Origin of the sequence: Aeromicrobium sp. CF3.5 (genome assembly GCF_051262695.1) — a bacterium.
Taxonomy (GTDB): Bacteria; Actinomycetota; Actinomycetes; order Propionibacteriales; family Nocardioidaceae; genus Aeromicrobium.
The window spans coordinates 260,024-271,836 of sequence record NZ_JBIMEZ010000001.1 but is presented as its reverse complement, the minus strand read 5'-3'; the positions used below and the strand labels follow the sequence as shown (position 1 = coordinate 271,836).

Sequence of the window (11,813 nt, the reverse complement as noted above, 5' to 3'; positions counted from 1 at the left end):
CAATGCTCCGCGCCGAGGAGCGTCGAGCGTAGTGAGCGCAGTCATGACTTCTGGCGGCGATCTCACCGTCGAACGATGACGAAAGTCATGCGAGCCTTGGAGTGCATCGCGCAATGATCGGTGCGGTGTCCAGACCCGTGGGCAGGGTCCCGAACACGGTGCCCCAGTCGCGGTCGAGGCGAGTCGCTGCGAAGGCGTCGGCCACCGCGGGATGCCCGAAGCGGACCAGCAAGGAGCCCTGCAGGGCGATCGCCAGGTCCCCGACGACCCGACGGGCCCGATGTTCCAGACCGTCGCCGTCGGTGAACTGCGTCTTCAGCCGGTCGACGAAGTGGTCCAGTCGAGCGTCTGCTCCGCCTGCGGCGTCGAGCTCGTCGAAGAACACGGTGAGGGTCTCGGGCTGCTTGGCGATCGCGCGCAGCGTGTCCAGTGCGGCGACGTTGCCCGATCCTTCCCAGATCGACATCAGGGGCGCCTCGCGGTAGAGGCGAGGCATGCGGGACTCATCGACGTACCCGTTGCCACCGAGGCACTCCAGGGCTTCCGCGGCGTGGGCAGGCGCCCGCTTGCAGACGTAGTACTTGGAGGCCGCGAGGCTGATACGGCGCAGCGTCGCGGCGTGCTCGTCACCGGCGACGGCCTGATCGGTGAGGTCGGCCAGCCACAGGGCGACCGTCGTGGAGGCCTCGGCCTCGACGGCGAGATCGGCCAGCACGTTGCGCATGAGTGGCTGGTCGGCAAGCGTCGCGCCGAACGCAGAGCGGTGGTGGGCATGATGTGCTGCCGCCTGGGTGGCGACCCGCATGCCCGATGCCGATCCGATCGTGCAGTCGAGTCGGGTCATGTTGACCATCTCCACGATGGTGCGCACGCCGCGCCCCTCGTCGCCGAGGCGCCATCCGGTCGCCTGGTCGTACTCGATCTCGGCGCTCGCGTTGGACTGGTTGCCGAGCTTGTTCTTGAGTCGCTGCAGGCTGATGGCGTTGGGTGTGCCGTCGGGCAGCACGCGCGGCAGGACGAAGCAGGTCAGTCCCTCGGGAGTCTGGGCGAGGGTCAGCAGGATGTCGGACATGGGGGCCGAGGTGAACCACTTGTGCCCGGTGATCCGGTAGGTGCCATCGGGCTGCGGTGTCGCGCTCGTGGTGTTGGCGCGCACGTCCGAGCCGCCCTGCTTCTCGGTCATCGACATGCCGGCGATCAGTCCGCGCTTGGTGGCGGGTGCGCTGAACGACGGATCGTAGATGCGGTTGGTCAGCAGCGGTTCGAACTGGGCCGCGACCTCCGGGTCGGTGCGCAGCGCAGGGATGGCGGCATAGGTCATCGAGATCGGGCACGCATGACCGGCGTCCGTCTGCATCCACACGCTCATCCGCGTCGCGCGAACCAGGTGGGCGTGCGGGTCGTCGGACGCCCAGGCGCTGCCGTGCAGCCCGAGGTCGACCGCCGAGGTCATGAGCTCGTGGTAGCTGGGGTCGTAGACGACCTGATCGATGCGATGGCCGTACCGGTCGTGGGTGTGCAGCACGGGCTTGTGGGCCTCGGCGCGATCCCCCAGGTCCTGCGCGTGGGCCGATCCGGCCAGCTCGCCGACCTGGCGCAGTCCATCGAGCGCGTCGCTGGCTCCCACGCGCGTCAGGACCTCGGTGTACGGGGCGTAGTCGGAGGCGTCGTGATCGACCAGGGGTGGAACCTGGTTGGTGACGTCGTGGGTCGCGGTCATCGTGTCTCCTGGGGGGATCGCAGGGTCATCAGCTCGGTGCGGAAGGTCTCATAGGCCTGTCGAAGGTCGGCGGCGGGCCAGGACGTGGGTTGCAGGGCCGGGGGAAGGTAGGGGTCGGCGCGCAGATGACGGACGATCGCGGTCATCGTCAGGAAGCGGTCACGCAGCGTCGAGGTGGTCCGGGCGACCTCGAGCAGGTGGTCGGCGGTGCGCGACCAGGTCGCGCAGTCCCACAGACGTTCGGCGAGCGCGAGGTCGTCGGCGGGTCGGACGGTGAAGTGCTCGACACCGGGCGGAGGCGCATCGACCCCGACCAGATTGGCTGGTCGCATCCAGACTCCTTCGCGCAGCTCGGCCAGTCGCAGCGCAGTCAGTCGGGATCGGACGTCGGCCCGCGTGGTCGCATCACGTCCTGACGCCGTCACGACGAACTGGTCCCAGCTCCCGTCGTAAGGACGCAGCACGGGATCGAGGTCTGCGTCCTGGGCGGCCTGACGCACCAGGTGCCGGTCGGGCAGTGAGTAGATCGCATCGTTCCGGCTGAGATCGCCGGACGCGACCATCCGGGACAGCGCCACCCGCAGGGTCGGCGGGGAGATGTCGAACTCCTGGCCCAGACGGACCAGGTCGTGGACCGGCAGGCTGGCCGGTCGAGTGCCCAGCAGGAGGCTCAGGATCACCGAGCGTGCGGTGAGCGTCGTCTCCATGGGCCACCTCGGTTCTCTAACAATTCTGCGACAACTGTGTCAGCAGTGTAATGAGCGAGTCAACCTCTAGGGTGTGGGCCATGCTCGGACGCAAGAACTATCCCCGTGAGTACATCGAGCGCTGTCAGCGCGACATCGAGGCGCAGATCGCGGAGTTCAACGATCTGCCACCGGTGACAGCCTCCTTCGCGAGCCGGCTCGCCGGTCATCTCATCATCGTGATGGACGCGTGCTTCGTGACTCGGTTGCGCGCCACCGAGGGCAAGGACGGTAACGCGCTCAACGAGGTGCGGTTGCTCGCCCAGTCGTTGATGTACGGCGATTCGGTGGTCGACGACTCGACGGTCACGTGGAACCAGGAGGACATGGTGCTCGGCCTGACCAAGGGCGACGACCTCGAGCTGAGCATCAGTGACGTCGACAAGCTCCAACGGGCGTTCTTCGTCGCGATGCTCGACAGATACGCCGAGTAGTCGGCCCTCAGATCAGGCAGGCCGCTGCGAGTGCCACCACGGCTGCGACCGTTCGGACCCGGTCGGCGATCAGCAGCGTCGAGATCAGCTGCGTGCTGTGCTGCCGACCGAGGCGGCCATGGGCCGGCGCTGCGAGCCCGGCGGTGACGACGACGGCCAGCAGGTTGCCGGCGACGGCCACGATCGACGCACCCGTCACGGGTCCGGCAACCAGCGCCCACAGGCACACCGCGACGACGACCGGATAGAGCACGGCGACCACGCGCACGATCCGATGGCTGTGTCGGTCGTGTGCCGTGGCCCATCGGTCGACCGGGACGTCAGCGAGCGCCGGATAGACCACGCCTGACACCACGACCTGGAATCCGGCGTGGAAGGCCGACACGACGAGCAGCGCGGTCACCGCGTCCATGGATCAGCCGTGGTCGGGGGCAGCGACCCGGCGACCCGCGTAGCCGGGCCCCGCATCGTTGGACTCAGCTTCCTCGGGAATGCCGTCCGGAACCATCCACACCGCGATGAGCGTGGTGACCGGCACGGCCAGCACCAGGCCGATCGCGCCCACGAGCGTGCGCACGACCTCCTGGCCGATCTCCTCGGTGGTCGCCACCATGGCCAGGTTCTGCTGGTACGCCGAGACCAGCAGCAGCACCGTCATCGCCGATCCGGCGTAGGCGAACACGAGCGTGTAGACGCTGGAGGCGATGTGATCGCGGCCGATCCGCATCGCGGAGGCGAACACGGTGCGCCGACTGGCCGTGGGCTGGAAGCCACGCATCTCCCACACGGCGCTCGCCTGGGTGACCGTCACGTCGTTGAGCACGCCGAGGCCCGCGATCACCATGGTCGCCGCCGCCACCTGGGACAGGTCGAGCGCCGGCACGGTGCCCAGCAGCAGACGATCGTCCTCGGACCCGACACCGGTGATGTTGGACAGATCGGTCCCCAGCACACCGATCGAGGCGGTGATCGCGACGCCGAACAGGGTGCCGAACAGGGCGGACGTGGTGCGCACCGAGACGCCGTGGGCGAGGTAGAGCACGGCGATCATGATCACGGTCGAGCCGACGATCGCGACCAGCAGTGGTGACTCACCCGCGAGGATCGCGGGGAGGACGAACTGGGTCAGCGCCAGCAGGGTCACCCCGATGCCGAGGATGGCGAACAGGCCGCGCCACCGCGCGATGAGCACCACGGAGATCGCGAAGATGGCCGTCAGAGCGGCGAGCGGTGCGCCACGCTGGAAGTCCAGGAACTCGAACGACTCGGTCTGGCCCTCGGGCTGGATGCGCAGCACCGTGATCGAGTCACCCGCGTCGATGCCCGCGCTGAAGCGTGCGGGGTCGAGGGTCATCTCGGCCGTCTCGCCATCTGCGGTCGTCGCGGTGATCTGCCCGCAGGCGCCGTCGAGGGTGGGCGTGTTGTCGGGGCCGACCGATCCGCCACCGCACTCGACGGCGTCGACCGCGGTGACCTCGGCGTCGACCCGGGTGACGCCCTCGGCGCTGTACGGGTCGAGGCCGCGTGGCACGTCGTCGGCCGCGGGCCACAGCAGTGCCATCGCGGCCACGGCGGCGGCAGCGATGACGAGCACGGCCACGGTCAGGGAGATGATCATGGGTCGGCCGGAGTCCTCGACACGGAGGTCGGCGACGGAGTGCGAATGTGCCACGATCAATAGCGTGCCACGTGATGAGGAATATTTGCCCGGAGCAGTCGGTGGAGTCACCCGTGTCGGCCGGACCGTGCGCCGCCCCACCGGCCCCTGGACCCCTGCGGTCCATGAGCTGCTGGCCCACCTGCGCCTCCACGAGCTGCCGGGGGTTCCGGACGTGCAGGGTCTGGACGAGGCGGGGCGCGAGGTGCTGTCGTACGTCGAGGGCCGAGGAGTGCCGATCGATGACGAGGTCGTCCTCGACTCGGTCCTGGTCGAGGCCGGCGCCTGGTTGCGCCAGTTCCACGACACGGTGCACGACTTCCGCCCGGTCGGTCCGCGTCATTGGCGCACTGCCGGTGAGGTCGAGCTGACCGACGACCAGGTCATCTGCCACAACGACCCCGGTGCCTACAACTGGATCATCCAGAGCGGCCACTTCGTCGCGATGATCGACTGGGACATGGCCGGTCCGGGCCAACCGATCGACGACCTGGCCTTCCTCGCCTGGACCGGGATTCCGTTGTATCGCGAGATCCCGGCCGAGGACGTGGCGCGCCGCGTCGGTCTGCTGGCCGAGGCCTATGGCGAGTGGGGGCCGTTCACGATCCTGAATGCTGCCGTGGATCGCATGACTGCTGCCTCGGATCGGATCGAGGCCGGCATGGCGCGGGGTGACGCCGGCATCGCGAACCTGCAGAAGGTCGGCGAGCCGCAGCGCACCCGCGACCGGGTGGCGGCCTTCCGCGCACGGATTCCTGCGATCGACGCGGCGCTCTGACCGCGGGTCAGACCTGCTGGGGGAGCCCGAACCGCGTGCGCACACCGGCCGAGTGCAGGACCGACGCAGGCTCGGTGTCCACGACGCCGGGCAGCCCCGCGGCGGCCACGAGAGTGTCGTCCAGCCGTTCGATCGTGGCTCGGTGCAGGGGCCACGGCTCGTGGTGGTTGGGGATCCACAGCGTGCGGCCCATCCACCGGGTGTGCAGCCCGAACCGGGCCGTCACGAACTCATCGACCGGCGACGGTTCGATCACCTCGCCGACCCGTGTCCGCAGGGTGCCGCCGGCGCCACGTGGCCCTGGCCACCGCCTGCTCGTGCGGTACGTGACCTGGTCACCGTCAACCGCGACCCGCATGCGCGCCCACGTGTAGGGGGTCGCGAACGCCATCCTGGCGCCGAGTGACACGACCAGCCGCGAGGCCTCCAACGACCGGAACACCACACCGTGGTGGCCGACGTCATCGACCGAGTACAGACGGACGTTGGTCTCGGCGAACGACCCGAGATAGGGCACGGCCCGGCCACGGCCGAACCCGGCGCGATTCATCTGAAAGGGGATCAGTCCCACGTAGGTGACGCCGTCGAGGACGTCGGGGCGGGTGCGCCTCGGCAGCAGTGGCGCGACGAGATCTGGATCGACCGCCCAGTGCACGAAGGTGATGCGATCCCAGTTCTGAGCCATGATGCTCGGGCCCCGCAGCTGCGGGGCGACTGGATCGAATGCCACGGCTCCAGTGTGGTCGTCCGTGGGAACCTCCGCAGGGCTGGACGGCGAGGCCTACATCTCGATGCTCCGCGTCAGCTCGAGGTCGTCGAGGAAGGCGCGGTCGTGGCTGACCACCAGCAGCGCGCCACGATAGGACCGCAGCGCCTCGACGAGGTGAGTGATGCTGGCCAGGTCGAGGTTGTTGGTGGGCTCGTCCAGCACCAGCAGCTGCGGAGCGGGCTCGGCCAGCAGCACCGTCGCCAGCGTGGCGCGCAGCAGCTCGCCGCCGGACAGCGTCGACACCACCTGATCGGCCCGACGGGCGCGGAACAGGAACCGCGCCAGCTGGCCGCGGATCTCGGTCTCGTCCGCCGTCGGCGCAGTCCGGCGCACATTCGTGACGATGGTCAGCGTGGTGTCGAGGACATCCATCCGCTGCGGCAGGTGCCGTGCAGGTACTCGAAGTCGCACCTCGCCGGCCTCGGGCTCGAGCTCACCGAGCGCGGTGCGCAGCAAGGTGGTCTTGCCCGACCCGTTGGGGCCGACCAAGGCAATACGTTCGGGCCCGTCGATGCGTAGGTCGATCGTGCGGCCGGTGTGCGCCAGCTGGACGTCGGTCATGGTCAGCACCACCCGCGTGGACGGCACCGCGGTCGCGGGCAGGTCCACGTGGATCTCGCGGTCGTCACGCACCTGCGACTCAGCCTCGGTGAGCTGGTCGCGGGCCCGCTCGACGTCCTGCTGCTGATCACCGCGCAGCTTGCCGGCCGACACCTGGGCGGCGCGCTTGCGGTTGCCCATGACGATCTTGGGCTCGCGCTTCTGCTCGCTCATCTTCTTGCCATACCTCTCTCGACGAGCGAGCTTGACCTGGGTGTCGGCCAGCTCACGGCGCTGGGACCGCAGCTCACCCTCGGCGTCCCGCACGGCACGTTCGGCGCTCTCCTGCTCGGCCGCGACGATCTCGGCGTAGGTGTCGTACGGGCCGCCGAACCACCGCACGGCGCCGGCGCGGACCTCGATGATGTCGTCGACCACCGCCAACAGCTCACGGTCATGGCTGGCGACGACCAGCACACCGGGGAACGTGCGCACCACGTCCAGCAACCGGGTTCGCGCGCCTCGATCGAGATTGTTGGTCGGCTCGTCCAGCAGCAGGACATCGGGCTCAGTCAGCAGGCGTCCGGCGAGAGCGAGCAGCACGTGCTCGCCGCCGGAGAGCGTGGCCATGTCGCGATCGAGCGCGAGGTGGCCCAGCCCCAACCGCCCCAGCATCGCCCCGGTCATACCGACCACATCCCAGTCGTCGCCGACGGTCTCGAAGTCGGCGACCTCGACACTGCCGGCCTCGATTCGTCGCAGGGCGTCCACGGTGGCCTCGACGCCGAGCGTCGCGGCGACGGTCAGGCCGACCTCTGGCTGCTGTGGCAGGTAGGCCAGCCGACCGTCGATCCGAGCGGTCCCGCAGGTGGGCGTGACCAAGCCGGCCAGCGCCCGGATCAGGGTCGACTTGCCGGCGCCGTTGGCGCCGACCACGCCGTGACGTCCGGGGCCGAACTCGGCCGAGACGGCGGACAGGACAGTGGCACCGTCGGGCCGCGTGAGGGTCAGGTCGAACAGGGATGCGCGCATCGAGAAGCTCCATGAGGTCGTGAGGAGGCCGGGTACCGGCCGGGTCAGAACCTCAGAGCTTCAACGGAGTGAGTACCTCGTCGTCGGGGATGCGAACAACGGTCAGACTAGCCGAGGAGGACTCGGTGCAGGAAGTCCACCTGCAACAGCTTGAGATTCTCCGCGACGGTCTCCTGCGGGGTCATGTGAGTGACGCCCGACAGCGGGAGCACGGTGTGCGGCTTCCCCGCGGCCAGCAAGGCTGATGACAGCCGCAACGTGTGCGCCGCGACGACGTTGTCGTCGGCGAGCCCGTGAATCAGCATCAGGGGACGCTCGAGCTGCGGGGCCAGCGGGATCAGCGAGTTGGCGTCGTAGACCCCGGGATGGGTTCTCGGGTCGCCGAGGTATCGCTCGGTGTAGCAGGTGTCGTAGAGGCGCCACTCGGTCACCGGAGCACCTGCGACGGCGACGTGGAAGACATCGGGGCGCTTCAGCACGGCCAACGCCGACAGGTAGCCGCCGTACGACCAACCGGTCATGCCGACCCGGGTCAGGTCGACATCCTTGGGGTAGGCCGCCGCCACCGCGCGGAGCGCCTCGACCTGGTCGTCGAGCGTCACGTCGGCGAAGTCGTGGTGCAGAGCCTTCTCCCAGTCCGAACCCCGGCCCGGAGTGCCACGGCCGTCCGCGACGATGACGCAGAATCCCTGGTCGGCCAACCACTGTGCCTCCAGGAACATGCGCGCCGAGGCCAGCACGCGCTGGGCTCCCGGACCGCCGTAGGGATCCATCAACACCGGCAGCGCAGTGCCTCGGCGGTGCTGGCGCGGGAACAGCACGGCGATGCTCAGGTCGTGCTCGCCGCCACGCATCATCTCGACCTGGGGCTGGAAGGGTGCCGACTCTGCGACGACCTCGAGCAGTCGCGGCTCGGTGCCATCGCGGTGCACCGTCACCGTGGTGCCCACGGAGTCGAGCCCCGATCGGCTGATGACGGTGGTGGGACCGTTGATCGCGCACCCGTGCACGGCCGGGCCGCCGGTGACCTCGACGATGGATCCGTCGAAGCCGAACCGCACCACCTGGACCTCGGTGGGCTCGGACGAGGCCGTTGCCACGACACAGTCGCCGAACACCTCCACGATCGAGCGCACCTGCCACGGATCGGTCGAGATCGGCGCGCCGTCGAGCAGCACGCGACGGCGCCCCTCGATGTCCTCCACGCTGACGAGTCGGCCGTCGGCGGTCAGTCGGGGAGCAGCGGACAGCTCGACCCAGGCCGGATCGGTCAACTCGCGCAGCACGCGGGTGGCCCCGGTGGTCGGGTCGACGGTGAGGATCTGCGAGGCCTGCTGATCACGGCTGATCACCTGGATGACCGGGTCGCCGCCCCCTTCCTCGTCGGTTCCGGTCCAACTGACCCGGGCCAGGTACTCGAACGCCGAGCGGTCCCACTCGACCTCGAGGCGACGGCCGTCGAGGCCCACCAGCCACAACGAGACCGCCGGATTGGGGGTGCCGGCGGCCGGGTACCGCTGCACGGCCGGGGTGCGCTCAGGGTGCTCGGGGTCGGCGATGTGCCACGTGTGCACGGGTGCCTCGTCGGTGCGCTGCACCAGGAGCGACTCACCGTCCGGTGACCACCAGAAGCCGCGGTGACGGTCCATCTCCTCAGCGGCGAGGAAGTCGGCCTGACCCCAGGTGACGGTGTCCGCGTGTTCGGCCGGGACCAGGGCACGATCGTCGGCCCCGTCGACACTCACCACGCGCAACGCGCGGTCCGCCGCATAGGCGACGCGCCGGCCGGTGGGATCGAGGTGAGGATCAATGACCCCCTCGGTGCTCGACAGAGCGTGCACGGCGCGGGTGTCGAGGTGAAGGGCCCAGAGTCGTCCGGACAGGGCGAAGGTCGCCCAGGTGCCGGTGGCGTCGACGTCGTAGGACACCACGCCTGCGGCCGACTCGCGGGATCGCTCGCGACGCGACTGCTCGGCTGCCGACAGCGTCTCTTCGCCGTCGAGCAGTGCGGCCGGATCGACCAGGAGGTTCTCGGTGCCGGTCTCGACGTCGAGATCCCAGAGCTGGCCGGTACGCGTGACGCCGTCCGGAGTGCGGATGAATCGGACGTGCCGTCCGTCGGGCGAGACCGTGATGCCTCGGGGCACCCCGAGGGTGAATCGGAGGGTTCGAGCGGCCAGACGGGGGTACGAGATGGTCATGTCCCGATCAAATCATCTGGACCGACAAGGAGCACACATGTCCGTCAAGCTTGCGATCATCTACTACTCGTCCACCGGCACCCTGCAGGCGATGGCCGAGCGATTGAACTCAGCGGCCGAGGCCGCGGGAGCGGAGGTTCGTCTGCGCCACGTCGACGAGCTCGCTCCCGACGCCGCGATCGACAGCCAGCCGGCCTGGCGCGCCCACTGGGATGCGGTGAAGGACGAGCCGCGGGCCACCGCGGACGACATCGTGTGGGCGGACGCCGTGCTGTTCGGCACCCCGACGCGGTTCGGCAACGTCTCGAGCCAGCTCAAGCAGTACATCGACAGCCTGGGCGGCGAGTGGGGTCAAGGCCTGCTGGCCGACAAGGTCTACGCAGGCTTCACGGCCTCGCAGACGGCGCACGGCGGCCAGGAGGCCACGCTGTTGAGCCTCTACACCACGGTCTTCCACTGGGGCGGCATCGTGGTGGCCCCGGGATACACCGAGGGCCTCAAGTTCGTCGACGGCAATCCGTACGGCGTCTCGCACGTCACGGGGGCCAACAACGACGCCCCGCTAGACGATGCCGCCACGAACGCCTTGGACCACATGGCCCAGCGAGTCGTGCAGGTGGCAGGCCGCTTGCAGGCCTGACCAGAATCGCTCAGTACGCTGGCGTCATGATCTCTGCTGATCGCCGCATCCTCTTCGTGCACGCCCATCCTGACGACGAGACGATCGGCAATGGCGCCACGATGGCCAAGTACGTCGCCGAGGGCGCCCACGTCACCCTCGTCACCTGCACGGCAGGTGAGGAGGGTGAGGTGCTGGTCCCCGACCTCGCCCACCTGGCCGTCGACCGCGACGACGCGCTCGGTCCGCACCGGGTCAACGAGCTGATCACGGCGATGGCCGTGCTCGGAGTCACCGACTTCCGCTTTCTGGGAGGCGCGGGGCACTTTCGCGACTCTGGTATGAAGTGGGCGGCAGACGGCACCGCGACCGCGGCCGACGAGACCCGTGAGGACACCTTCTGGCACGCCGACCTCACCGTCGCCTCGGACCTGCTGGTCGAGATCATCCGGGAGGTCCGCCCCCAGGTCGTCGTCACCTACGACCAGTTCGGCAACTACGGCCACCCCGACCACGTCCAGGCGCACCGGGTCGCCGTCTACGCCACCCACCTCGCCGGTGTTGGCTCCTACCGGCGCGATCTCGGCGAGCCCTGGCAGGCGTCGAAGTTCTACTGGACCGCGATGGCCAAGTCTCAGATGGCCGAGGGCATCCGGCACCTGCGAGCTGCCGGAGACACCACGACCTTCGAGGGATGGGACCCCGACAACATCCCGTGGGGCAGCGACGACGAGGATCTTGACGCCGTCATCCAGGGCGGCGACTACGTCGACGCCAAGATGGACGCCATGCGGGCGCATTCCACGCAGATCTCCCTCGACGGACCGTTCTTCGCCTTGTCGAACAACCTCGGCAACCAGGTGTGGGGTGCCGAGCACTACCGCTTGGCGCAGGGCCAGCGCGGCCCGGTGGGCCCTGACGGTCTCGAGACCGACCTGTTCGCTGGCCTCTGACGTCCGCGATCCGAGGGACAGTCATGGGGCGGGTGATCGCCGTCGTGCTCGGCCTGTGGGTCGGTGCGGTCGGTCTGGTCATGCATCAACAAGTCTGGGTCGCCGGCGTCACGTGGCCCTGGGGCCTTGTGCTGGTGCTGCTGACGACCATGGTGGTGCTGCGCGGACTCGCCACGGGTCCGCGTCTGGCGTCGGCGTGGTTTCTGCTCGGCTGGGCCAGCGTGCTCCTGGTCCCCGTGCTGCTGGCCGGCGACGACTTCCTCATCGGCTCCGGCCCGGTCACCTGGACCTGGATGCTCGCCTCGGCGGGTCTCATCGTGATTGATGTGGTCCGGGCTTCTAGGGTGGACCCATGATCCCTCCT

General features: G+C 69.1%; 12 protein-coding genes. 5 read left to right on the top strand and 7 right to left on the bottom strand.

Going from position 1 to position 11,813, the window contains the following annotated elements:
- Window positions 1-85: 85 nt before the first annotated feature.
- Entirely contained in the window at window positions 86-1,720 is a 1,635-nt protein-coding gene (locus ACHAA3_RS01370; protein ID WP_435707137.1) for an acyl-CoA dehydrogenase family protein, read from the bottom strand.
- The gene (locus tag ACHAA3_RS01365) at window positions 1,717-2,427 is read right to left on the bottom strand and encodes a PaaX domain-containing protein, C- domain protein (protein WP_435707136.1); all 711 of its coding nucleotides are present in this window, start codon (window positions 2,425-2,427) and stop codon (window positions 1,717-1,719) included. The genes ACHAA3_RS01370 and ACHAA3_RS01365 overlap by 4 nt, the downstream gene beginning before the upstream one ends.
- A gap of 80 nt (window positions 2,428-2,507) precedes the next feature.
- On the opposite strand from ACHAA3_RS01365, the gene ACHAA3_RS01360 reads away from it, so the two are divergent.
- On the top strand, window positions 2,508-2,900 hold the full coding sequence (locus tag ACHAA3_RS01360) for a hypothetical protein (RefSeq protein ID WP_435707135.1): 393 nt from the start codon (window positions 2,508-2,510) through the stop codon (window positions 2,898-2,900).
- 7 nt (window positions 2,901-2,907) lie between these two features.
- Here ACHAA3_RS01360 and ACHAA3_RS01355 read toward each other — a convergent pair whose 3' ends face one another.
- Both ACHAA3_RS01355 and ACHAA3_RS01350 read right to left on the bottom strand, forming a co-directional pair.
- A complete protein-coding gene (locus ACHAA3_RS01355; RefSeq protein WP_435707134.1) occupies window positions 2,908-3,312 on the bottom strand; it encodes a hypothetical protein in 405 nt (134 codons plus the stop codon).
- 3 nt (window positions 3,313-3,315) lie between these two features.
- Window positions 3,316-4,572 carry a YibE/F family protein gene (locus ACHAA3_RS01350; RefSeq protein ID WP_435707133.1) on the bottom strand — a complete coding sequence of 419 codons (1,257 nt, stop codon included), beginning with the start codon at window positions 4,570-4,572 and terminating at the stop codon, window positions 3,316-3,318.
- A gap of 10 nt (window positions 4,573-4,582) precedes the next feature.
- Between ACHAA3_RS01350 and ACHAA3_RS01345 the strand changes: the two genes are divergently transcribed.
- Entirely contained in the window at window positions 4,583-5,335 is a 753-nt protein-coding gene (locus ACHAA3_RS01345; protein ID WP_435707132.1) for a phosphotransferase, read from the top strand.
- A gap of 7 nt (window positions 5,336-5,342) precedes the next feature.
- On the opposite strand, the gene ACHAA3_RS01340 is transcribed toward ACHAA3_RS01345, so the two are convergent.
- From ACHAA3_RS01340 to ACHAA3_RS01330, 3 genes are all read right to left on the bottom strand, one after another.
- On the bottom strand, window positions 5,343-6,065 hold the full coding sequence (locus tag ACHAA3_RS01340) for a YqjF family protein (RefSeq protein WP_435707131.1): 723 nt from the start codon (window positions 6,063-6,065) through the stop codon (window positions 5,343-5,345).
- Window positions 6,066-6,116: 51 nt separating this feature from the next.
- Window positions 6,117-7,676: an ABC-F family ATP-binding cassette domain-containing protein gene (locus ACHAA3_RS01335; RefSeq protein WP_435707130.1), complete on the bottom strand. Its 1,560-nt coding sequence runs from the start codon at window positions 7,674-7,676 to the stop codon at window positions 6,117-6,119.
- 107 nt (window positions 7,677-7,783) lie between these two features.
- Window positions 7,784-9,877: a prolyl oligopeptidase family serine peptidase gene (locus ACHAA3_RS01330; RefSeq protein ID WP_435707129.1), complete on the bottom strand. Its 2,094-nt coding sequence runs from the start codon at window positions 9,875-9,877 to the stop codon at window positions 7,784-7,786.
- A gap of 37 nt (window positions 9,878-9,914) precedes the next feature.
- Here ACHAA3_RS01330 and ACHAA3_RS01325 point away from each other — a divergent pair, with 37 nt between their 5' ends.
- The 3 genes from ACHAA3_RS01325 to ACHAA3_RS01315 are packed head-to-tail and all read left to right on the top strand — an operon-like array spanning window position 9,915 to window position 11,805.
- Complete coding sequence (locus ACHAA3_RS01325) at window positions 9,915-10,517, top strand: flavodoxin family protein (protein WP_435707128.1); 603 nt, start codon at window positions 9,915-9,917, stop codon at window positions 10,515-10,517.
- 26 nt (window positions 10,518-10,543) lie between these two features.
- Entirely contained in the window at window positions 10,544-11,449 is a 906-nt protein-coding gene (gene mshB / locus ACHAA3_RS01320) for an N-acetyl-1-D-myo-inositol-2-amino-2-deoxy-alpha-D-glucopyranoside deacetylase (RefSeq protein ID WP_435707127.1), read from the top strand.
- Window positions 11,450-11,472: 23 nt separating this feature from the next.
- Window positions 11,473-11,805 (top strand): hypothetical protein, encoded by a 333-nt coding sequence (locus tag ACHAA3_RS01315; RefSeq protein ID WP_435707126.1) that lies wholly within the window; start codon window positions 11,473-11,475, stop codon window positions 11,803-11,805.
- Window positions 11,806-11,813: the final 8 nt, after the last annotated feature.